General features: G+C 53.2%; 19 protein-coding genes and 1 tRNA gene. 10 read left to right on the top strand and 10 right to left on the bottom strand.

All coding sequences use genetic code 11. From position 1 onward, the window contains the following. Positions 1-21 precede the first annotated feature (21 nt). The 6 genes from L21SP2_RS01510 to rlmD all read right to left on the bottom strand — a co-directional run bounded on the left by L21SP2_RS01510 (position 22) and on the right by rlmD (position 7758). Complete coding sequence (locus tag L21SP2_RS01510; RefSeq protein WP_024266687.1) at positions 22-1551, bottom strand: ABC transporter permease; 1530 nt, start codon at positions 1549-1551, stop codon at positions 22-24. Between the two features lie 2 nt (positions 1552-1553). Then, the gene (locus L21SP2_RS01505) at positions 1554-2249 is read right to left on the bottom strand and encodes an ABC transporter ATP-binding protein (protein WP_024266686.1); all 696 of its coding nucleotides are present in this window, start codon (positions 2247-2249) and stop codon (positions 1554-1556) included. Between the two features lie 149 nt (positions 2250-2398). Next, complete coding sequence (locus L21SP2_RS01500; RefSeq protein WP_024266685.1) at positions 2399-3142, bottom strand: RluA family pseudouridine synthase; 744 nt, start codon at positions 3140-3142, stop codon at positions 2399-2401. 163 nt (positions 3143-3305) lie between these two features. Next, the gene (locus tag L21SP2_RS01495; RefSeq protein ID WP_024266684.1) at positions 3306-3824 is read right to left on the bottom strand and encodes a DUF2147 domain-containing protein; all 519 of its coding nucleotides are present in this window, start codon (positions 3822-3824) and stop codon (positions 3306-3308) included. Positions 3825-3907: 83 nt separating this feature from the next. Next, positions 3908-6169 (bottom strand): methyl-accepting chemotaxis protein, encoded by a 2262-nt coding sequence (locus tag L21SP2_RS01490; RefSeq protein WP_024266683.1) that lies wholly within the window; start codon positions 6167-6169, stop codon positions 3908-3910. A gap of 185 nt (positions 6170-6354) precedes the next feature. Further along, positions 6355-7758, bottom strand: coding sequence for a 23S rRNA (uracil(1939)-C(5))-methyltransferase RlmD (rlmD, locus tag L21SP2_RS01485; RefSeq protein WP_024266682.1), 1404 nt, complete (start codon positions 7756-7758; stop codon positions 6355-6357). Between the two features lie 30 nt (positions 7759-7788). Between rlmD and L21SP2_RS01480 the strand changes: the two genes are divergently transcribed. The 5 genes from L21SP2_RS01480 to L21SP2_RS01460 are packed head-to-tail and all read left to right on the top strand — an operon-like array spanning position 7789 to position 13281. Continuing rightward, positions 7789-8478: a TrmH family RNA methyltransferase gene (locus tag L21SP2_RS01480; RefSeq protein WP_144082888.1), complete on the top strand. Its 690-nt coding sequence runs from the start codon at positions 7789-7791 to the stop codon at positions 8476-8478. Then, positions 8471-9130, top strand: coding sequence for a 5-formyltetrahydrofolate cyclo-ligase (locus L21SP2_RS16665; RefSeq protein WP_024266680.1), 660 nt, complete (start codon positions 8471-8473; stop codon positions 9128-9130). The genes L21SP2_RS01480 and L21SP2_RS16665 overlap by 8 nt, the downstream gene beginning before the upstream one ends. Further along, the gene (locus tag L21SP2_RS01470) at positions 9118-9705 is read left to right on the top strand and encodes a DUF6657 family protein (RefSeq protein WP_024266679.1); all 588 of its coding nucleotides are present in this window, start codon (positions 9118-9120) and stop codon (positions 9703-9705) included. Before L21SP2_RS16665 ends, L21SP2_RS01470 begins: the two co-directional genes overlap by 13 nt. After that, the gene (locus L21SP2_RS01465; RefSeq protein ID WP_341871933.1) at positions 9702-12785 is read left to right on the top strand and encodes an adenylate/guanylate cyclase domain-containing protein; all 3084 of its coding nucleotides are present in this window, start codon (positions 9702-9704) and stop codon (positions 12783-12785) included. The genes L21SP2_RS01470 and L21SP2_RS01465 overlap by 4 nt, the downstream gene beginning before the upstream one ends. 52 nt (positions 12786-12837) lie before the next feature. Further along, a complete protein-coding gene (locus L21SP2_RS01460; RefSeq protein ID WP_024266677.1) occupies positions 12838-13281 on the top strand; it encodes a Crp/Fnr family transcriptional regulator in 444 nt (147 codons plus the stop codon). A gap of 177 nt (positions 13282-13458) precedes the next feature. Here L21SP2_RS01460 and L21SP2_RS01455 read toward each other — a convergent pair whose 3' ends face one another. Further along, positions 13459-14976, bottom strand: a complete 1518-nt coding sequence (locus L21SP2_RS01455; RefSeq protein WP_024266676.1) for a S1 family peptidase — start codon at positions 14974-14976, stop codon at positions 13459-13461. A gap of 70 nt (positions 14977-15046) precedes the next feature. Here L21SP2_RS01455 and ndk point away from each other — a divergent pair, with 70 nt between their 5' ends. From ndk to L21SP2_RS16660, 4 genes are all read left to right on the top strand, one after another. Next, entirely contained in the window at positions 15047-15499 is a 453-nt protein-coding gene (gene ndk / locus L21SP2_RS01450; protein WP_024266675.1) for a nucleoside-diphosphate kinase, read from the top strand. Next, complete coding sequence (locus L21SP2_RS01445) at positions 15474-17453, top strand: M3 family oligoendopeptidase (RefSeq protein WP_053335538.1); 1980 nt, start codon at positions 15474-15476, stop codon at positions 17451-17453. Before ndk ends, L21SP2_RS01445 begins: the two co-directional genes overlap by 26 nt. A 2-nt stretch (positions 17454-17455) precedes the next feature. Next, the gene (locus tag L21SP2_RS01440) at positions 17456-18562 is read left to right on the top strand and encodes an NAD(P)H-dependent glycerol-3-phosphate dehydrogenase (RefSeq protein WP_024266673.1); all 1107 of its coding nucleotides are present in this window, start codon (positions 17456-17458) and stop codon (positions 18560-18562) included. A gap of 71 nt (positions 18563-18633) precedes the next feature. Then, positions 18634-19272, top strand: a complete 639-nt coding sequence (locus L21SP2_RS16660; protein WP_024266672.1) for a TetR/AcrR family transcriptional regulator — start codon at positions 18634-18636, stop codon at positions 19270-19272. Here the strand turns inward: L21SP2_RS16660 and L21SP2_RS01430 are convergent. Beyond that, positions 19194-20327 (bottom strand): NAD-dependent epimerase/dehydratase family protein, encoded by a 1134-nt coding sequence (locus L21SP2_RS01430; protein ID WP_041400990.1) that lies wholly within the window; start codon positions 20325-20327, stop codon positions 19194-19196. The genes L21SP2_RS16660 and L21SP2_RS01430 overlap by 79 nt on opposite strands. 185 nt (positions 20328-20512) lie before the next feature. Between L21SP2_RS01430 and L21SP2_RS01425 the strand changes: the two genes are divergently transcribed. Then, positions 20513-20585, top strand: a tRNA-Cys gene (locus L21SP2_RS01425). Positions 20586-20589: 4 nt separating this feature from the next. On the opposite strand, the gene L21SP2_RS01420 is transcribed toward L21SP2_RS01425, so the two are convergent. Both L21SP2_RS01420 and L21SP2_RS01415 read right to left on the bottom strand, forming a co-directional pair. Beyond that, a complete protein-coding gene (locus L21SP2_RS01420) occupies positions 20590-21021 on the bottom strand; it encodes an acyl-CoA thioesterase (protein WP_024266670.1) in 432 nt (143 codons plus the stop codon). Then, a complete protein-coding gene (locus L21SP2_RS01415) occupies positions 21018-21632 on the bottom strand; it encodes an NUDIX hydrolase (RefSeq protein WP_024266669.1) in 615 nt (204 codons plus the stop codon). The genes L21SP2_RS01420 and L21SP2_RS01415 overlap by 4 nt, the downstream gene beginning before the upstream one ends. Between the last annotated feature and the right edge of the window lie 12 nt (positions 21633-21644).

The following is a 21644-nucleotide window of genomic DNA, read 5'->3' as shown; positions in this document are numbered from 1 at the left end:
GCGGCGGATCGGCCGCCGCACTCATGCCGCCTGCATGGCTTCCAGGGGCTGAATCTTCAACGCAACCCGTACCGGATACCAGCTTGATATGAGTCCGATTCCCAGCATAATCAGATACGAGCTGAGAATTGCCCCGCTGTCCAGAATGGGTCTCAAGGTTGATCCGCCGAACAGCACCTCAAAGAAGGGGTTTGGAGCGGTAATACCAACCATATTGAGAATCCAGATGATCAGAAGTCCCAGCAAGAGTCCGATGGTTCCGAACACCAGAGAAATACTCATGGTTTCGGCTATGAACATTCTTCTGACAACCTTTTTCTGGGCCCCCAGACTCCGCATGGTACCGATCTCCTTGGTGCGCTCGATCACCGAAATAACCAGCGTATTCATAATGATGATCACTGAGACAACCGACAGGATGATTACCACAACGTAGAAAAACACCTGGAAGGCCTGGTTGAACTGGGCCACCCCTCCCGAGGCTTCGGACCAGTCCACGGCTTCCACCGCCCAGCCCTCCTGTTGAAAATGGCCGTTCAGCTCCATAAGGGTCGTGGTAGTCTGGCTGTCATCTTCAAGGCGAAGGAGTATATAGGTCCAGGCACCGGCGTCCGGACGGCTGGCCATGGCCCGTTCGCTGGTATCTCCCAGAATTCCGTAGAGATTCTCATCATTCAGATCGGCCTCAACAGTATCAACCTCCGATGAAAACAGGGCGTCATCGGCAAACAGGTCTTCTTCGGCGAACATATCATCCCCGCCGAACATCTCATCTCCGGTGTCCAGCAGGCTGCTGTCCGCCTGATCAATGTTCACCGCATCGGCGCTTCCCACAACCATGCCGGCCATGGAGCGTACCGTGGAGGCATCAATAAAGGCATAGGGTTGGGTGTTTCCTGCATCCACCAGGTATTCGTACACTCCCAGGAGCTCGAGCCGTCGGATGCGGATTCCGCCTCCTCCGCCGCCCGGTCCACCGGAAAACCCCTGGATCCGTACTTCGTCACCCACCTGAATATCTTCGTTCAGGTCTTCCCGAATCTGCTTCACCGTCTCCGCAGGAAGCACGACACCGCTTTCACCGGGCTCCAGGAATCGGCCCTCAAGAATTTGCAGGCTGTCGGGGAACATATTCAGATAGCTCTCGGGTTCCACCCCGAAAATCGGGGCGATGGCCGCCTTGGATTTCTCTTCGGTACTGAAATCTATGGTCCCGAAAAAGGTGATCTGGGGATTCGCCGCCGTAACCTGATCCAGCCCGGAAACATATTCGTAGACCCGGTCATAATTCGGAATGGTTTGACCTGTAATATCGGAGCTGAACCCCTGTGCGCCAGCGATGGTCACCGGATTCTCCGCTTCCGCCCGGACGAGAATGTGTCCGGTGAAACTGTCTATAAAGGAACGCTCAATTCCCACCGCGGCGGTGGCCAGCACCGAATTCCCCAGGGTGAGAATCAAAATACCCAGAGCGATCAGCACTCCCACAATAAGAGTCTTGGCCTTATGCTCCCGGAGATTCCGGAGAGCAATTCGCATTAAAATGGGCATATTTACTTCTCCCGGCGTTCTTCATGAACAATCTTGCCGTCCTGAAGTCGGATAATGTGGTCGGCAATTCCAACAATTGTGGGGTCGTGGGTGGAAAAGATAAATGTGGTTTCCTGATCCCGGTTTACTTTTTTCATCAGTTCGATGATCTGTTCTCCGGTTTTGGAGTCCAGGTTGGCAGTGGGCTCGTCAGCCAGAATAACCTGGGGTTTGGCCACGAGGGCTCTGGCAATGGCTACACGCTGTCTCTGGCCTCCGGAAAGTTCGTTGGGGCGGTGATTCCGCCAATCTGCCAGCCCCACCTCTTCGATGAGGTAGTTGATCCAGTCGCTTTTTTCACCCCGGGATACTTTCTCTTTGCCCAGAAGCAGGGGGAACTCAATATTTTCATACACGTTGAGCACCGGAATCAGATTGAAGCTCTGAAAAATGAACCCGATGAATCTGTGCCGAAGTTCGGTGATCTGTTTATCACTGAGGTCCTTCGTATCCACGTCGTCGATAATCACCGATCCGTCGGTGGGCACATCTATGCAGCCCAGCATGTTCAAAATGGTGGATTTTCCCGATCCCGAAGGTCCGGCTATGGAAATGAAATCCCCTTTCTGAATTTGGGAGCTTACTCCCTGAACCGCATGGACTTCGGTTTTTCCCAGAGGATACACCTTGTGAACGTCCTGTAATTCTACAATTGCCATGAAAACTCCTGTGCGGCCGGATACAGCCTGCCCGAATGCAGCGCAGTTCCGGTCCAAAATTTAGGTTGATAGGTTTGATACGTTATATGCAAGTACACGTTCTGTTGAAAGATATTCAAAATACTGTAAAAAGACTACAGGAAATATGTCTACTGAATTTCCCTGAACAAGGGTTCCAGCAGTGCCTGCCACATGCCGGGGTACCCCTCGGAGAAAAACATCCGCCGGCCGTCCATGGGGTGGTCAAACCCCAGTTCCATGGAACGGAGAAACATGGGAGTCCATTCCGGCAGGTTCAGGATCCGGGCAAGCTCAGCATTCGGCTCTTTCCAGCCGTGCTGCCGGTCACCGACGATGGGTTTTCCCAGGATTTCACAGTGGATGCGGGCCTGATGGTTTCTTCCGGTCTCCAGTTCGATCTCCACCAGGCTGAGCTGAACGCCCTCAATCTGCGCCTCTGCAAGAAAGCGTATTCTGCTCAGAGCAGGCTGCTTTTCCCCCTTGCCTCCCTGCCGGATGGGGGCGGTAACCTCTGCGGGGGTATCCAGCGTACCGAACACCACTGCGTGATACTTCTTCAACACCCGGGAATCGCTGAACTGCTCCCCCAGTTTGGCTGCAGCAGCCTTGTCACGGCTGAAAAGAATCAGACCGCTGGTATCCTTGTCCAGCCGGTGAACGGGGTAGACCTTGGCGTGCATTTTTCCGCTGAGGCTGTTCACCAGGGATGGGGTTTTTCTGTCGTATTGATTGGGGTGCACCAGCATCCCCGGAGGTTTATCGACAACAAATATGACTTCATCCTGATACAGGATTTCAATAGGGATGGGGGTTTTGTCGGACTTCTTTTTTCTGTATTCGGAAGTTCGCCGGTTTCCGGCTTCTCTGTTCATTTGCACCTCGTATGCCGCAGGTTTCCGGCAACTGCCATGGGGGATGCTTCATATGTATCATATATCGGGAGTATTCGGGAGGTTTTCGGGAACGGCAGGGAGTATAATTCTCCGTTCACCGGACGGGAACGGAGAATTGATTTTTCTTCCGGGCGGTCAGCCGCTATTCCTGATAGGAATCAACCTCGGCACGGCTTGAGCGGACCCAGTACTGGGAACGGGCGAACATCAGAATTTTCCCCTTAACTTCCAGGGTTTCCTGTCCGTCCACCGCTTTCCGGTGATCTGCGGGAATGAAGTTCAGGTCCAGGGCATAGCGTTTCCCGTCATTGGGGTCGATAATATGCCCTTTGGTCCACTCTCCTTCATTTCGACGTGGTTCCAGGTTATAAATCCACGGCACATCAACCACCCGCATGGTATTCAGCTGACCGCTCACCGGATGGTCGGGATAGCTTGCCTCAACTTTGTCTGCGATGGAATCCTGGGGTTTGCCGATGATCTTTACAATCCGGCCGAAAGCCATTCCGTCTTCGATATATATCTGCCAGAAGGCGGTGGGTTCGCCGTCTTCATCCACACTTTTCCAGTACCCTTCCACCGGATCGGCGGAGAGAAAGAAACCTGCAGCCAGAAAAAACGCAAGCATGAGAAGTAAAAACTTACCAGACACAATTCGCATAAAACACCTCAAAGTATTGGTTTTGCCCTAGGGCATCTTTATTGTAGTTTGTCAGTTGTGAAATCTCCAGGTTTCGAAGCAGATCAGCGGTCTCCCAGTTCTTCAATATCCAGTTCGGTAACATCCTCCGACTGATCCGGATCCCCCGCATCAGCGCTGGAGTCTGTTGTTTCCCGGTTTTCGGAGCTTTCCGGGCTCTCAAATTCCTCAGCAGCTTCGTCCCGGCTCTCCGGAGCGTCCTGGCTGTCCGGGGTGTTCCTGCTCACCGGGGCGTCGAAGATTTCTTCCTCCACGGCTTCCGGTTCAACCTGTTCTTTCAGCGTATCGGATTCGGGAACCTCCGAATCTGCGTGAAAATCGGAACCTTCCGAAGTATCGGATAGCTCTTCACCATCAGTCTCGGATTCATATTCATATTCTGGTTCAAGATCCGCCGGCTCGGAAGTACGTTGATCCGCTTCCCGGGGTTCGGCATCCCCTTCATCCCCGGGCGATGCATCCTCGTACAACTCCTCCCTGCCGGGGAGAACAAAGGAGGCGATGGATTCATCCAGCCCCTTGGCCTTGTCCTGAAGCCCCACATTCAGATCTGATATTGAGGTCATGGCAGAGGTGATCTCTCCCACGGACTGGGAGATCTCGGTGAAACCGTAGCTGATTTCCGAGCCCAGATTTTTCAGCTGCTCAATTTCCTGGGCCACGCCGGAAGCCGATTCCTTGATTTCCTCGGACTGGGCCACCGAATGGGCGCTGAGGTCATCAACCTCGTTCAGATGGCTGCGTACGTCTTCCACGGTTCCCGTCATCTGGGAGGTATTATCGCCGATCTCCTCAAAGGCCTGAACAAGGGCCTGAATTTCGCCCTGAAAATGAAGAAAAGATTCTTCTGTGGTCTGGGACGTACGGGACACGCTCTTCAGTGAGTTGATTACCCCCACCATGATATCCCGCATGTTGGCAGCCTGTTCCCCGCTGGTAATGGCGAGGGCCCGGATTTCGTCGGCAACAACCGAAAAGCCTTTTCCTGCATCTCCGGCCCGGGCGGCCTGAATTGCGGCATTCATGGAAAGAATGCTGGTCTGTTCTGCGATTTCATTGATGGCCGTGAGAATCTTCTCCATATTCTGGGAAGAATCCTCCACCTTCTGAATCTGATCAACCATCTGCTTCAGCTCGGCTATCCGCTCTTTGCTCAGGCGGCTCAACAGCTCTGCCTGTTCCTGCCGGGTGCTGGAGACCTCGGAAATCCGGTTAAAGGATTTCAGAAGGCTGGTGATCAATTCTGCGGTGAGGGTGAATGCTTCTCTGGTTTTGTGAAAACTGTTGTTCAATTCAGATATGGCAGTGTTCACCCGGTTATTCCGTTCTGCGGAAGTATTCAGGCTGTCGCTGATTTTCTCTACCTGATCACCCATGCTGGAAATATTGCTGGAAATCTCGGTTACCGCCGCTGCAGTCTGCTGGGTGATTGAAGAAAGATCCTGGCCCACATCCACGCTTTCCACGCTCATCCGCTGGGCTTCCGAAAGCCGTCGGGAAAGGGAAAGCCGCAATTTTTCCAGATTTTTGCTGATAAAGGTGATCTCGTCCCTGCCTACGGCGGGAACCGTCTGACTCAGGTCTTTATCGGTCATAATTTTCACTGCGTTGACCAGACCTTTAATGGATTTACTGATCCCGGACATAATTCCTGCGGTCACCGCCAGCACGGCCAGAAGCAGGAAGATATTGAAGCCGACCATCACAAGGGTGATAATCCTGCTGCGGCGGATTACTGCATCGTTGATGGAATCAATAACTTCCGCAAACTGCTCGTGGGCCACCTCATATCCGAATACATACTGATTGGTCTTTCCGGCGAATTCGGAAATCAGAAAGAGCTGAAAACTGGTAAGGCGTTCGTGATTTCTCAGAATATAGGAAAAGAGACTGGAACCGCTGATGGTATTGAACCCGTTTTCTTCAAATATCTGCTCTGCATCCAGAAGGACTTTTTGGCTGTTGGCTCTGATAATCGCCTTAATATTATCAATCTCAAGAAGCTGCCGGTCAATTACCGGGGAAAGCCCCCGGATAAACTGAATTTCAGAAACCCGTGCCAGCTGGGCGTCGGTTTCCGCCACCGCCTCCTCATATGCATCGGGGTAGCTGCTCATTGTATTGGCAAGCATCTTCAGCATGCTCTGAGCTTCCAGATCTATTTGAGCCTGGAGACCGATCAGCACCCGCTGGTCAGCCCTGGCTTTGCTGTTCAGATCTGAAATGAAAAAGATGCTGAAAATCAATGATGCGGCCAGTACCATCACCAGCACAAAACTTATCATCAATCTGGCACGTATCGTCATATTTTTACCTCAAGCTTTTGCTTTTTCATGGATTTCAATTCCAGGGAGGCCGAATCCTCCGATCTGGTACGCATTCCTGCGTTGCTCCGCTAATTCCTTCACTCCGTGAATCGAACTGCGCCATTTTTTTAACGAAAAACTAATTGTCTAAATTATAGGACCTGTGCCGGAATAACTCAAGGATTTCACGCTTCACGCTTCTTCTCAAGGAGCATTACCGTTTCCACATGGGGGGTCTGGGGACTCATATCCACCGCCCGGTATTTTACAATCCGGTACGATTCCCTGAGGCGCAGGAGATCACGCCCCAAAGATACGGGATTGCAGCTTACATACACCAGCCGGGATGCTCCCGACGCGATAATGGTCTCCACAACATCCGGGTGCAGCCCTGCCCTGGGAGGATCACAGATCAGCACATCGGGCCTTCCGTTGCGGGCGATGAACTCATCATTCAGCACATCCTTCATATCCCCGGCAAAAAATTCTGCATTTTTTATCCCGTTCAGTTCAGCATTAATTCTGGCATCCTCAATTGCCGATTCCACGTATTCCACGGCAACCAAGTTCTTCACCCGTTCTGCAAGAAAAAGGGCAATACTGCCGGTGCCGGTGTAGAGATCATACAGGGTCTCGCTGCTGTCCAGGTCGGCAAAATCCCGGATAAGCTCATAGAGTGCAACCGTCTGAAGGGGATTCACCTGAAAAAAGGACAGGGGGCCGATGCGGAACCGCACATGGCCGAGCTGCTCATACACTGCCGTTTCTCCGCCTGCATGGGTGGCCGGACAGTCCCCGTAGGCGTCATTCATTTTATTATTCACAATATAATAGAGGCTGGTTATCTCGGGAAACTCGCTTTGGAGCATGGTCACGAAACCGTCAATTACCGTCTTATCCTCTTCATAGAGCACCAGAGCCACCATTATCTGACCCGTTGAAGTAATCCGGATTACCAGGGTGCGTAAAAGCCCCTGGTGCTCGATGGGATCGTGAAAGCTGATATCTTTCTCAAGAGCGTACTCCCGCACCCGGTTTCGGATTCTGTCTGATACAGAATCCTGATGATAGCATTCATAAATATCCACCACCCGGTTATTCTGTTTGGGAACAAAAAACCCCAGAGCCCGGGGATCGCTTCCCGCATTGCTGTCTTCAAACCATCTGCGGCGGGAAAAGCTGTATTCAAGCTTGTTTCTGTAGCGAATTTGCCGGGGACTTGGAAGGGTGGGCGCCATGGGTTCCGGTATATCCTGATGATCGGACAGGGCTTTTCGGAGAATCTCGTCTTTGTAGCGAAGCTGTGCCGGGTAATCGGCGTGCTGCCAGGTACAGCCGCCGCAGATTCCGAAGTGGGGGCACCAGGGCGTAACCCGGTCGGGGCTGCGGCGGACCAGGCGCAGAGGCCGGGCATCGATAAACCCCTTCCGCTTTCTCAGCTCGGTGAGATCGGCGGCATCGCCGGGAATCAGCAGATTACCGTCCACACGAATCTGCTTTCCGTTTTCAAGGGGTGCCGAGAGGCTTTGGCCTTTCAGGCTCACCTGCTGGAATTCTATATCTTCAAATCGTCTCTTTTTTCTGGCCATCGGCGCACTATATCATGTAACATTCAGGAAATGAATACTCACGAATTGAAAGCCCTGAATGATTATCTGAAGGGATTTGTAACCCCGGGACGGGCGGAAAAGATTGATCAGGTTCTGTCGCTGCGTCAACGCCATGTCACCGTCATGCTGGAAGATATTTATCAGCCTCACAACGCCAGTGCGGTACTTCGAAGCTGCGATGCATTCGGAATTCAGCATGTGCACATAGTGGAGAATCGAAACAGCTACCGGATAAACCCGGATGTTGAGCTGGGCACCGCCCAGTGGCTCACCCTTCATCATTACCGGGAGAAGGAAAACAACACCCCCGATGCAATTCGGCAGCTCAAAGAAAGCGGATACCGAATAATTGCCACAGCCCCCCACAGCCGGGACTGCCTCCTGGAGGATCTCTCCATAGAGAAAGGTCCCATGGCCCTGATGTTCGGTACCGAGCTCAACGGGTTAAGCGATACCGCATTGGATCTGGCGGATGAATTTGTTCGCATACCCATGCATGGATTTGTGGAAAGCTTCAACATATCCGTTTCAGCGGCAATCTGCCTCAGCTCCCTGGACAGGAGGCTGAGGGATTCCCGGATTCCCATTCAACCTGATGCCCACGAACTCCAGGAAATTCGCCATCAGTGGTATCGGAACAGCCTGAAAAGGCCTGATCAGCTTATCCGTGCATATGGACAGGAGAAAACGCATGGATAATGGGGCCGGGGAAGCAGGTGATGTAAAAAGGAAAAAAAAGCTTCTGCGCAGGGAGATCCGCAAAGAGCTGGACAATCTTTCCAGGGAACGGCGGAATGGGGAAGCCGCAGCCATAACTTCACAGCTTCGCAGCCTGGATGAATGGAAAAATGCCCGCTTCATTCTGGCCTATGTTCCCATGAAGGAAGAGGTTCCCATTCTGCCCTTGCTGAAACAGGCCTCACGGGAGGGAAAAAGGATATTTCTTCCACGGGTTGAGAGTCCGGAACATCCTCTCCACCCCCCCCGGACTCTGGGAGGGAAAGTCCTCGGTTTCCATGAATGGATTACCATGAGCATGGATGAACTGGAGCTCGATGCGTATAATATACCCGTGCCCCGGATTGAGGACTCACGGAGGCTGGAAGCTGCCCCTGATTACCGGCAGCAGGACAGCCTTGTCATTGTACCGGGACTTGGTTTCACAACAGGGGGAGACAGGCTGGGCCGGGGAGGCGGTTTTTACGACCAGTTTCTGGAAAGTCACCGGGATATTTTCAGCGCGGCTCTCTGTTTTACCTGTCAAATTCGCAGTTCACTTCCGCTGGAGCCCGGGGATCAGCGGGTTCACAAAGTTATCAGCTTACAGGAGGGAAAAATATGGGATACATAAAAAGTGCGTTGGAACTGGCTCTGGAGCGTACGGAAGATATTAAGGCGGACAGCAGCTCTCTGAAAGCCCGGGAGCACCGGGAGGCAGGCATGCGTCTCATGGCTGAACTGGAGAAAGGCAATGAGGATGAAGTGGAGAAGGAGCTGAAGCAATTCGGAAAAGATGAGCGGAAGGAAGTGCTTTCGGGTCTTATGGATTCGGTGCTTGCCCGCATCACCCTCCCCTCCACCGACCAGAGCCTGGATGATATCAGTATTATTGCTGGCGCCCTGAAGTTTCTGTTTCCGGGCAATAAAGCCATGGAAGGGGTGCCTGAACAGTTGAGAGAGTTTTATCAGAATTATCTCCAGGATAAAGAGCGTCTTCTGGATGCGCTGAAGGAACGTTTTGCGGACCATCTCAAGCAAAAGGAAGAACAGATGGCACGTCAGACAGGTCAGCGCATGTCCATCCGTCCGGAAATGGATCCGGAATTCAACAAAGCCCTTCAGGCAAACCTTGAACACCTTGACGGTCAGTACCAGCAGGTGATCGACAACGTTCGGCGGGAACTGAAGCAGAACTTCGGAGGATAGCAGCCATCCGGGAATCAGGGCAGTCGGCCCATCTACGAAAAGGGGAGCGGCGGCGGGTAACCGTGCTCTTCGCCGATCTGGAAAACTCAACAGAACTCACCCGGGACATGGATCCCGAAGAAGCCGACGAGCTGCTTTCTGCAGTATTCGGCCGCTTTGAAGATATTGTCCGCGCCCACGAAGGAAGTGTGGAGAAATACATCGGCGATGCGATGGTGGCGGTGTTCGGCGTACCCACCATTCATGAGGATGATGCTGAACGGGCCGTTTACTGCGGAATAGAGCTTCTCAGGGAGCTCCCCTCCATCAGCGGCCCCTCGGGAGAAGATCTGGGTCTGAAGATGCGCATCGGCGTGCACAGCGGCCTGATTACCACCGGAACCCGGGGGGAATTCGATGTAGTTACCGGCAGCACCATGAATGTAGCATCAAGAATTCAGGAAGCCGCCGCCTCCGGAGAGCTGTTGATCAGCGAAGACAGCGCACAGCTCTGCAGCAGAGATATGGAGCTGGGCCCTGCCCGGCGGGTCAGGGTGAAGGGTGTGAAAGAGCCCCTCACTCTTTATCCGGTGAGCCACGGGAAACAGGCGATCGTCCGCCGGGAAGAATTTGTAGGGAGGGAACATCTGCTGGGAGAAATCCAGCGTCAGTACTTTCTGCCCCCTGCAGGAAACTTCCAGGGCTTTCTGCTCACCGGCGAACCGGGCATAGGAAAAACCGAGCTGGTTCACCAGTGCATCAAGGCAATCGAGGAGCAAAGCACGTCTCCGGTGGAACTGCTGTTCAGTCGGGCGCGGAAATTCCGCCGTCAACCATATATTGTGATCGTGGACTTCATCGCCAATTATTTCCGGGTACACCCCGGCATGGATGAAGCGGAAATTACCAAACAGCTCTGCAACTCTCCGGATAAGGTGAATATCGGCGACAGACCTGCAGCCTCCCGTTTCGCCCGGTTCTATCGGGACCGAAGCGGTATCACCCTCCGGGATCAGGCCTTTGAGATACTTAACGGCCTGCTGAACGAATTGCTTCAGAGCATGGGCCGGGACTCCCGGGTTATCATGTTCATAGATAATTCCGACAGCATGGACCGAAAAAGCATGGATTTCCTGAAATTCTTCTTCAAGCAGCGAACCAACTCCCCCATGGTAATTCTCTGCGAACGGGAGCCACGGGCGGAAACCGATGAGATTATTCCCGGGCTGCAGCACCGTGAAATTCCGCCCCTCACTCAGGAGGAGGGGGCGAAACTTCTGGATATTCTCGGCACCCCGGACAACCCTCAGCTGAGAGAACTGCTGCTCAATCAGAGCAAGGGCAACCCGCTCTATTTGCGGAGCTACGCAGGTCATGTTGAACGGCTTGGGAAGGAGGGGAGGAACACCGTCACCGACGAAGGCATTCCCGACAGCATTCAGAACCTTTTTCTCAGCCGGATCGAGGGCTACAACCCGGATATCCGGGATCTCATCATCAAATTATCGGTGTTTTCCCATTTTTTCAGCACCATCGATGCTGAAACCGTGCAGCGTCTTACGTCGGGAGATCCGGCAATAGTCCCCGGAGCCCTTGAGTTTTATATCAGCGAGGATCTTCTTGAAGAGGATCGGGGCATATATTATTTCAGGCACGACCTGATCAAACGGGCTCTGTACAATTCCATTCTCAATTATAACAAGCGGATCCTTCACCGGATTGTTGCGGATATTATGAGGGAACAGGACCATCCTCATCCGGTGCGCCTTCTGCATCATCTGGTACACAGCAGGGAGATCAGGATGGCGGTTGAGCATGCTGCCGACAGCAGAACCAGAGCCTACAACATGGAATTTGTTCCATACCTGGAGATCATGGAGAAGGAGATCGGCAAGGCCCCGGAATTCCGGCTGGATATTCTCTTTATGCGGGCGCGGATACTCTTCAACAACGGTTTCGTCACCCAGGCCGACAGCATTGTGAAAGAGATGCTGGGAATTTCCATCGACGAAAAGACCTGGCTCTACGGAGCCGTTGCCTTGCATATTCTCACCGCCTACAACATCAGATCCCACCGCTTTGAAAAGGGGATATTTTGCGGGAGCCGGTCCCTTCAGTATTACCGCCGCTGCGATGACCGGGAATTTCATCTCCACAGAGGACTGGTTGCCAACAGCAGGCATCATGCCCAGGCGGCGGTGCTCAGCCTGATGATTCAAAGTGAATCCAAACGGGGAAACTGGGAGAATGCAGAAGCACTTTTGGGAGAGTTGGCGCAAGCCGAGCACCGGATTTATCAGATCCAGTCGGAGGTTCAGCTTTCCATGTACCGCGGCCGCTATCTATACGCCCTGGAGCTTATTGAGGCCTCACCCTTCCACAGCGGCTCGGTGGGTGACGATATGCTGAAACCCACCGTACCCGTACTTTCATTCCTCAGCGGGAAGTGGGATCAGCTGGGGGCAATCTGCGACGAGATGATCGCCTCCGCCCAGCGGGACAGCGTAAACCGGGTTGCGGCATACAGCTACAAGGCGGTGTATCTCTGGCATCTGAATCCGGAAAACCCTGAAATCGATACGGTTATGGAACAAAGCTCCTTCCGCAGCAGCCAGAGTCCCAATATATTCGACCGTATCAGCAATGCCTGCCTGAGAGCTGAGGTCCTCCTGATCCTGGGAAGACTCAGCGAGGCCGAAGAGGAAGCCAGATCGGGACTGCTCCTGGCCCAGAGGCACAGCACCTACCATGAGCTGTTCACCCTTCTGGTTCTGCTGGGTGAAATACACGCCGCCCGGGATGACCGTGAAGGCGCTGCATTTTTCATCAGCGATGCCATGGGAATGTGCGGAAGCTTTCCTTCCCTGAGACGGAGGGATCGAATCAGCTGCCTCTACTTTTCAACTCTGCTTCATGCAGGAGAGGAGCAGGGCTGCTCCCAGGATCTGGGGGAATTATGCCGTCTTGAAGAGGAACAGCTGGTGCCGGACTCGGGCCTGAAAAACCTGAAAAGAACCCGTTTCTTTCAGGAAATCTACGAGTCCCTGGAAGAGTACCCCATGGGGAACGAAAATCCAGATGGACAGGGCATCAAGAGCTAATTATACTGGAGAGAGTCAATTTGAAACGGTATTTCGGTTCGAGGAGAATCAGATGAATGACTACAAAGTGCTTGAACAGGTGAGCCTCTTCCAGAATCTGGAAGCCCGCTATCTGAAAACCATTTACAAGGCCTGTACCAAACGGAGTTTTTCACCGGGGGATGCGCTGGTCGAACAGGGCACCAGCGGTGTCGGGCTTTTTATCATTCAGAGCGGATCGGTGAAGGTTCAGAAGACCACCGAAAGCGGCGAGCATCTGGATGTGGCAACCCACGGCAGCGGTGAGGTTATCGGGGAGTTTTCCGTACTGGACGGTGCGCCCAGAACTGCAGACGTCATCGCCGTGAAGGAAACTGAATGTCTTCTTCTGTCCTCATGGAGCTTCCAGGCCATTCTTAAATCCCACCCTGAAGTGGCCTTGGGAATTCTGCCTCTGGTTGTTCAGCGCTTCCGGGAAACGAATGACGCTCTCATGAAGTGCAAGGGAAACGGCTGATCTCCTGATGCATTTTACTTCCGATCGAGCTTTACTCCTGATCGGGCTTCACTCCTGATCGGACTTTCCTCCCGATCGGACTTTTGTCGGCAGTCTGCGCTATTTTGCAGGCTGCTGTAATGGCCGGGCTGCAATATCAGCGTGCTGACTGACCGAGAGCTTGCTGTTCAGTCATCCTCAGTCAGCGGCCGGTGCAGTCCCCGGAGAGTCCTTCCCGGCAATTGTACCGGCCAATTCCAGCCAGCTTTCAGGAACCATGCTCACGGCGTGAATGTACGCAAGTTTTCCCCCGGCATCGGGATTAATCTGGGTGGGAATTCCCATAAGCCGGAAATCCCGATCCATCGCTGCTCCCCCGGAATTTCCGTAGTTGATCTCCCCGTCGCTTTTTATATATAACCCTTCTCCCCTCTGCTCAAATCCTGAGACGGTTCCCCGTGTATAGCTGATGGTAACCTTGCTTCCCAGACCGCCAACGGCAGGGTAGCCCAGAAAGTGCAGACTCTCCGAAAGTTTCAGATCCCGGGGTTCTCCCAGGGAAAAATGATTCAGACGAAAATCTTCAGGCAATGCCTGTCCGTAGCGACCGCTTATCACTTTCAGCAGCGCCAGATCCTTCTCCGCGTCCCAGCGGACCACTTCTGCGGTAAAAAGTTCCCTGGCCGGAGATCGCTGGTCCAGAGTAAGCCCCACGGTCATATGAGGGGCCGGCTGGCCTGACTGGTCGAGAATCACATGGTAATTGCTGAGAATAAATCCGTCGGGACTGATAACACAGCCGGATCCCCCGCCGGTTTGACCTGCCAGTTCCACCGTGGCGGCGACCGCCCGCTCCAGCCCGTTGAGCTCCCGGGGCAGCTCGGGGTACTCCAGGGCTTCCGGGGGCGGAGAATCATCTGCAGATACCCGTATGGAATACCCGATGTCCTGTTCTTCAAACATTCTGGTGTATACCATCAGGAAGAAGCGGCGCTGTGATACGTGCCCGGTAGATATGGTCAGGCTCTCTGAAGCAAGGTGGCTGTCAGCAGGATAAAGGGCCGTATAGGGATCGGTAAATCCTTCTCCGGGATTCAGGGCAAAATCAATATCCGCAGGTGCGCCGAAAATATCAACACGGAGGGTGTCTGCCGACGGCGGGAGGTCAATGAGGAAGTATTCGATCATGCCCCGATCCTGGCGCAGCCTGCCCATGGTGCTCACTCCGGTCTCCAGAGGCACAGGGTCCCCTCTGCGAATCAGATCCAGCTCAAGCTGGAACGGGATTTCTTCCACCGGCCTGCCGTCGATGACGGGCTGCCTGGGCAGCTGATACAGCACCTCGATCCGGTATTCACCGTTTTCCAGGGATGGTGCGGTCAGGCGGTCCAGGTATATGCTCTCATTGAAACTGCTTTCCTCCGCATAGCTCACAAGATCGCCGGATGAATTATATAAATACAGATCCAGATCCGCTCTGGATTCTCGTAAGGTGATACGGGCTGAGAAAACATCCGGATGGATATGAATCGCAAACTCCCTGGACACAGGCACGTCCCCCTGAAAGTTCAGAGCATTCTGCACCGGAAACCCGTGCACCAGCCGGAGATTTCCCGGTGCAGCGCTGAGAATATGAAGAGAAATGAGCTGAAGCAATACAACCAGCAGGACCTTCGGCTGTTGGATACCCGGGTGCCGGCGATTTTTGAATTTCAAGGTTCACCTCCGAACCGATCTGCATTTCATGTTATAGTGTATATTGACAGTATACTACAAGGAGTTTTCCATGGCACATGAACGAACATTTTCCATGCTCAAGCCGGGGGTTTTACAGCGGCGCATCTCCGGTGAAATTATCAGCAGGATTGAAAAAAAAGGCTTCCATGTAACTGCGATGAAGATCATGCGAATAAGCGAGGAACTATGCCGGCGTCATTATTCGGAACATGAGGGGAAACCCTTTTTCCCCGGCTTGATTGCCTACATGACCAGCGGCCCGGTAATTGCCATGGTGCTGGAGGGCGAGAATGCAATTGCCCACCTGCGTCTTTTGTGCGGAGCCACCAACGTCGATGAAGCGGCTCCGGGAACTATCCGGGGAGATTATGCGTCTGTCACCCGGATGAATATTATTCATGCATCTGACAGTGTGGAAAGCGCTGAGCGTGAAATCAAACTGTTTTTTAAACCTGAGGAGATTCTGGAATATGTGGATGACAGCGCGCACTGGCTGGGGTAAAGACCGGCTGATCCGGGCCGCAGCAAATGAGAGCGGCAGCCGGGGAACTGCTTCGGGAGAGGTCTCACCGGATCTCCCGGATCCATCAGAACAGGGGTCATCAGAACGGGGTTCACAGAACGGATCCCTTCCCCGTTGGGATTTTTCCGAGATCAGCAAGAGCATCCCCGCACAGCGGGAAGAAACCGGACAGCTCATCGGGGAAATACCGGATATTCTCCGGAAGGGAGAACAGCTGGCCGAAGAGACCGGAACACAGAGCAACTCTTCCGTGGTCAGCTGGCTGGAGACCTATCTTCAAAAAGTGGACAGAATTGCAGGACTCCTGGACGAACAGTTCAGCTATGCCTACTGCAATTATACAATAGCCACCTCGGATTCAGCCTGGATACGGGAGATCAACCGTCTGGAAGAACAGAGCATGCCCCTGAGCGGCTACTCAACACGGTTTCGCCTGATTTTCCGGGATATACTCCGCAATCTATCCCTGACTCCGGACAGCAGCGGTCTGAAAAAATTCCTTGCACAACTTCCGGCTGAAAGCATTATTCAGCGCCTTGAGTACTTCCTTCAGAGAGAGCTCGAAGGTCTGGAGCATCAGATGAGCCCCGAACTGGAGGATCTGGCAAGCGACCTTCAGCGTTCTGCCGGAGATGCCTGGGGCAGGCTTCAGAGTTCCATGTCCTCGGAAATGAACTGCCGCTGGAATGATGTTACCGGTGAAACTAAGACCGTGGTGGAACTGCGAAATCTGGCATTTTCCCCTTCCAGGCAGGTGAGGGAAAAGGCCTATCATCTTGAGCTGTCCCTCTGGAAGCGGCATGAAACCGCCTTTGCAGCTGCATTGAACGGCGTAAAAGGCAACAGTATCAGCCTTTACAACCGCCGGAACTATCCAGACATGCTGGATCCTTCCCTCCGGTCTTCACGAATCAGCCGCAAAACCCTGGATTCCCTGATACAGGCCATGGAGGACGCACTGCCCATGTTCCGCCGCTATCTGAAGCGGAAGGCCTCCTGCCTGGGGCAGAAAACTCTCGCCTTTTATGATCTTTTCGCACCGGTGGGAGAACAGACGGAAGAGTTCAGCTACCGGGAAGCCGAAGAATTCATCGTTGATCGGTTCAATTCTTTTTCTCCGGATCTGGGGGAATTTGCCCGGAATGCATTCAAAAACCGCTGGATCGATGCACAGCCAAGAAGCGGAAAGGTGGGAGGGGCATACATGACCGATTTCCCCCTCCATGATGAAGCACGAATTCTTGCCAACTTCGACGGTTCCTTCTCGGCCGTGTCCACGCTGGCTCATGAGCTGGGACATGCCTATCACAGCGCTCAGCTGGAAGGTCTGGATTTCATCAACCGGGATTACCCCATGACCCTGGCGGAGACGGCATCCACCTTCTGCGAAACCATCGTGTACCACTCAGCCATCGAGCAGGCCCGGGGCGACGGCAAACTGGCCCTGGTGGAAGGCCTTCTCATGGAGAACACTCAGGTGATTGTGGACATTCTCAGCAGATTCCGGTTTGAACGTTCTCTCTTTCAGGCCAGGCAGAACGGCGAGCTCAGCCCCCATGAACTCAATGAGCTGATGCTGGATGCTCAGCGGGAAACCTACGGTGATGCTGTGGATGATTCCCTCCGGCATCCTTACATGTGGGCGGTTAAGGGACACTATTACAGCACTGACCTGGCGTTCTATAACTATCCCTATGCCTTCGGTCAGCTGTTCGCCCTGGGGCTGTATTCGCAATTCAGGGAAAATCCCGGGGAATTTCCGGAAACGTATAGAAATCTTCTGCGGAACACCGGTACCATGTCCGCCGTTGATCTCTGCCGCATGGCCGGATTTGATATTGAAACCCCCGATTTCTGGAAATCGGGGCTGTCCATGCTTGAACCCTATGTGGAGTGGTTCGAAAACGCTGCAGGGAATCAGAGGAGCAGTTGATTATGAGTAAGGTGGGAATTATCGGTGCAGGTGCATGGGGCACCGCCATCGCCAAAAATATCGGGGAAAACGGCCATGATGTGCTCATGTGGGCCTTCGAGGAAGATGTGGTAAAGGGAATCAACGATGACAACGAAAACCGCCGTTATCTTCCCGGAATCCGTCTTCCAAAAGCGGTGAAGGCCTCAACTGATATTCGGGAAGCGGCCAGCGGAAGGGAATTCATCATCTTAGCCTCTCCTTCCCTCTTTCTGTTGAGCACCATTCGCCAGATTCTCACCGTACCCAGCATTATGGAAGGTGAGGCGGTAATCGGCGTGCTCACCAAGGGCTTTATGCTCACCAATCGCGGTCCCCGGCTGATTATCGAGACCCTGGAGGATTATCTTCCCGGCTTCTACAAGGGAAACCTGGTGTACATTTCCGGCCCCAGCCATGCCGAAGAGGTGAGCAGAGGAATTCTCACCGGGCTGATCAGTGCCAGCCAGAACCCCCGAAACTCCATCAAAATCCGGGAGCTTTTAAATTCCCGAACCCTTATGATGTTCAGCTCACTGGATGTGGTGGGAGTTCAGGTTTCGGCCGCATTGAAAAATGTTATTGCCATCGCCTTCGGCATACTGGATGCGCTGAAGGAATACAGCGGCTCCGTGGGTGATAACACTGAATCTCTCCTTCTTGCGGGGGGGCTCAACGAAATACAGCAGTTCGGTGCAGCGGTGGGCGCAAGCCATCCGGAAACCTTCACCTCCATTGCGGCGGTGGGAGATCTGGATGTAACCTGCCGTTCCATCCACGGGAGAAACCGGCGCTTCGGCAGAGAAATCATCCTGAAAGACCTTCTCCAGAAGTACTCCGGTATCGATGAGCTGATTAATGATTTTCAGAACATCGGATATCTCCCGGAAGGTGCGGTTGCCGTCAGAGCCATGAAAGAAATTGTAGACCGTCAGAAGCTGAAAATGCCCATTTCCATGGGGGTGTACCGGATACTCAACAAGGAAAGCAAACCCCTGGAGGAATCTGAACGGATTCTCCAGACCCTCACCGGTGCCAGCATCAAACCTGGAGATATCGACTTCCACGTGGACTTATCCAAGCATCTTTAACACCCGGGTATTGCGCCGGAACATAGCCTCAGGTTCCGGCGGAGAGTCCCGGAACGGCAAAGGACCTGCAGGTGGCCCGGAAAAAAGATCAGCAAAAGCGCACGGCGATTCTCAAAGCAGCCAAATCCCTGTTCGCCCTTCACGGGTATCACGCAACCGGCATCTCCCATATCCGCAGGGAAAGCGGCTATTCCACCGGAACCATCTACACGTACTTCAGCTCCAAGGAGGAGATGGCTGTTTCCATTGTGGAGGAAGGCTGGGATGATATTATGAAGGACATCCATGCCGCCCTTGCTTCACCGGCCAGTCTTGAGGAACTCGCGGATTTTTTCGCATTCACCGTCATGCCCCGGCTCATGGAAGATGAGGAACTGATTCACATTCTCCTCAGCGAAACCCCCGAATTATCAGCAATCAACGATAAACTCATGCAGATCACCAATCTTGTACTGGATCTGAGCACGAAAATCCCGGGCTCGACTCCTTACCCGGGGACTCGGAACGACCGGGAAAACATGGAAGCTGCCTTTTCATCTGAAGGGGAAAGAGCGCTTCGTACTGCGGTTACCGTCTATTTTCTGGGCAGTATGGAAGCAACCCGCATTTCACGGCGGACAGAGCTGGGTATTCAACGGAAGGACATTCTCTCTTTCATCAGAGACATTATCATCCGGGATTTACGTCCTTCAGGCAGAGCAGAAAAATAGCCCGATCCATCCAGGATTTTCCTCCAGATGAATCGCCGGAAACGGTGGACGCTCCATCTGAGACGCCGTTTTTTCCCATACACCTCCAGGTAATAGTCAAGCAGAGTATGATGCTGATAATTCAGATATGAGCTGCTCCTGCGGGTGTTCATCCAACCGCAGTGAAACGGCTCAACGGAGAACAGATCATCCGGGATTTCAGCAGGATTCAGACCGAAAATACTGAGCATCTCCATAAGGTATTCCCGATACACCGTCCTGCACCATTCGCCTCCACCTATATTCAAAATTTCGCCTGACCTGAATTTCTGAAAGGCCTGCAACAGGGCACAGGCGGCATCCGATGCATGGATCACTTCGATCCTCGTATTCAGGGGCATATGAAACATCAGGGGATCCGGTCTGAGTTTCCGGGGGGAAACAATGTAGCTCATTCGCAAAATATTCCAGGGCAGCCCGCTCTCTGCAAGATATTGCTCTGCGGCAATTTTATGACGGGCATAACAGTCGCCGGGGCTGGGATGCAGCGGATCATCCGGAAAAATCTCACCGCTGTGTCTCCTGTCGCCGTATACCGCTACGCTTGAAGTGAATATAAATGGAACGGCGGATGCATGAGCCTGTGCCCATTGGATCAGTTCCCTGGTTGCCGCCAAATTCACCCGCTCGGAAAGGAGGGGGTTACGATCAGCAGCAGGCGGAATAAGTGCCGCCAGATGAAAAATCGCCTCCGGATGGAAATCCGCCGGCAGATACCTGCTCCACCCCGGATGGGAAATATCCAGCGGAAGCCAGAGAAAAGGCTGCGGTGACATTTTTCCACCCGAACAATACCGAGCCGCCGTCTTCGAGAAAAATCTCTGTGAAACCTTGGGTGGTATTTTCCTGATGTTTTTCCTGATGCTTTTCCTGATACTATTTCCGATTCTATGCATGAGCGACGGGGGGATCTTTGCTCCCGGCCTCTCAATGATCAACGCCTTGCTTCCTGTCTCCTGAATTACCTTCATCAATTCAGTTCCCAGAAGCCCGAAGGCACCTGTAACGAGAAACATGGTTACCTCCCCCGATTTGCCGGACCGGTTTGAGCCTGGGTGTAAAACTCCCACACCCGTCTCATAAAGACCGATCATTCGTTCTTTTATAATATACCACAACACAGGGAGAAATCACAGAAAAAGGTCAAAACCAGGTACTGGACAAATATGTCGTCTTTTAGTATGTTAATCGCCCAAGCAACGGCGCCGTACCCAAGTGGCTAAGGGAGAGGTCTGCAAAACCTTTATGCATCGGTTCGAATCCGATCGGCGCCTTTTTTTACACCCTGAAACCCACACCCTCGCGGGCGCGAAATTCTTCAGCAGCCTGCTGAAACTCGGGAGCCGGAGACGGACGGCCGTTTTTCAGAACCGTCGCAGTGATTTTCGCCTTGCAGATAATTGCCTCATCGATGAGCCTGACAATCTCCTGGTGAAAAACATGCCGCAGCCTTCCCTCGTGGGAAAGTTTCACTCCCACATAAAAAAGGTCACCAGAACGCAGCGACTGAATGTAATCTATCTCGGACCTGGTAACCACAGGATCCATGCCGTCGTCGTGCATTTCCCCGAAATTGATACCGATGGCACGCAGGTACTTATGACGGCAATGCTCCAGATAGTTCTGATACACTGCGTTATTCACTATTCCCTGAAGATCAAGTTCGTAGTCACGGACTTCCATCTCCATGACAAAATCATACTCTTTCATGGCATCCTCCCTGTTCTCCGCATCCATGTGGCGAAATAATACCAGGCCAGTGTCATTATTCCGTTAACCAGGAATTCCGGTACTTCACCCCTGTCCAGCAAGGCAATGGGCACCAGCTCAACATCCAGAACCTCGTTGTCATCCAGCTGTCGGTTTCCGGCAAACTCCAATTCCCCGGCGGCAAAAACATGCATGGTGTTCCCCATGAAGGCTGCATTCGGATTTGACGACCCGATATGGTGGATATTCCCGGCACTGAACCCCGTCTCCTCGAACAGTTCCCTGCGGGCAGAGTCTTCAATTGCTTCTCCGGAATCAACCATCCCCCCGGGAAGCTCCAGAGCGATCTGCTCGTTCCCGTGGCGGTACTGGCGAACCATCACCAGGCATTCCCTGTCCCGGGAATCCCGGGTCATTGCGCAGATATTTACCCAATCCGGACAGTTGAGTCTGAGAAAATCTCCCTGCCGTCCATCCTCCCTGGAGTGATGCACCGAATCGACATTGAATATCCGACTGGTGAATACCTGCCTGCTCTCTCCGCTTTTCCAGTCAAGATGTGCGATATCCCGACCTTTCCGGTACTCATGTACCTGGAAACGACTGTTCATGCGATCTCCCTG

The organism is Salinispira pacifica (assembly GCF_000507245.1).
In the GTDB taxonomy this organism is placed as follows: domain Bacteria; phylum Spirochaetota; class Spirochaetia; order DSM-27196; family Salinispiraceae; genus Salinispira; species Salinispira pacifica.
This window is presented reverse-complemented; position numbering and strand designations above follow the sequence as displayed.

Coding starts and splice junctions, on each gene's coding strand:
- L21SP2_RS01415 (WP_024266669.1), bottom strand. CDS start 21,632: ATGAACAGTCGTTTCCAGGTACATGAGTACCGGAAAGGTCGGGATATC.
- L21SP2_RS01505 (WP_024266686.1), bottom strand. CDS start 2,249: ATGGCAATTGTAGAATTACAGGACGTTCACAAGGTGTATCCTCTGGGA.
- L21SP2_RS01480 (WP_144082888.1), top strand. CDS start 7,789: ATGAATACTCACGAATTGAAAGCCCTGAATGATTATCTGAAGGGATTT.
- L21SP2_RS01490 (WP_024266683.1), bottom strand. CDS start 6,169: ATGACGATACGTGCCAGATTGATGATAAGTTTTGTGCTGGTGATGGTA.
- rlmD (WP_024266682.1), bottom strand. CDS start 7,758: ATGGCCAGAAAAAAGAGACGATTTGAAGATATAGAATTCCAGCAGGTG.
- ndk (WP_024266675.1), top strand. CDS start 15,047: ATGGCACATGAACGAACATTTTCCATGCTCAAGCCGGGGGTTTTACAG.
- L21SP2_RS01430 (WP_041400990.1), bottom strand. CDS start 20,327: ATGTTTCTCGTTACAGGTGCCTTCGGGCTTCTGGGAACTGAATTGATG.
- L21SP2_RS01510 (WP_024266687.1), bottom strand. CDS start 1,551: ATGCCCATTTTAATGCGAATTGCTCTCCGGAATCTCCGGGAGCATAAG.
- L21SP2_RS01420 (WP_024266670.1), bottom strand. CDS start 21,021: ATGAAAGAGTATGATTTTGTCATGGAGATGGAAGTCCGTGACTACGAA.
- L21SP2_RS01445 (WP_053335538.1), top strand. CDS start 15,474: ATGACAGCGCGCACTGGCTGGGGTAAAGACCGGCTGATCCGGGCCGCA.
- L21SP2_RS01470 (WP_024266679.1), top strand. CDS start 9,118: ATGGGATACATAAAAAGTGCGTTGGAACTGGCTCTGGAGCGTACGGAA.
- L21SP2_RS16665 (WP_024266680.1), top strand. CDS start 8,471: ATGGATAATGGGGCCGGGGAAGCAGGTGATGTAAAAAGGAAAAAAAAG.
- L21SP2_RS01440 (WP_024266673.1), top strand. CDS start 17,456: ATGAGTAAGGTGGGAATTATCGGTGCAGGTGCATGGGGCACCGCCATC.
- L21SP2_RS01460 (WP_024266677.1), top strand. CDS start 12,838: ATGAATGACTACAAAGTGCTTGAACAGGTGAGCCTCTTCCAGAATCTG.
- L21SP2_RS01500 (WP_024266685.1), bottom strand. CDS start 3,142: ATGAACAGAGAAGCCGGAAACCGGCGAACTTCCGAATACAGAAAAAAG.
- L21SP2_RS01495 (WP_024266684.1), bottom strand. CDS start 3,824: ATGCGAATTGTGTCTGGTAAGTTTTTACTTCTCATGCTTGCGTTTTTT.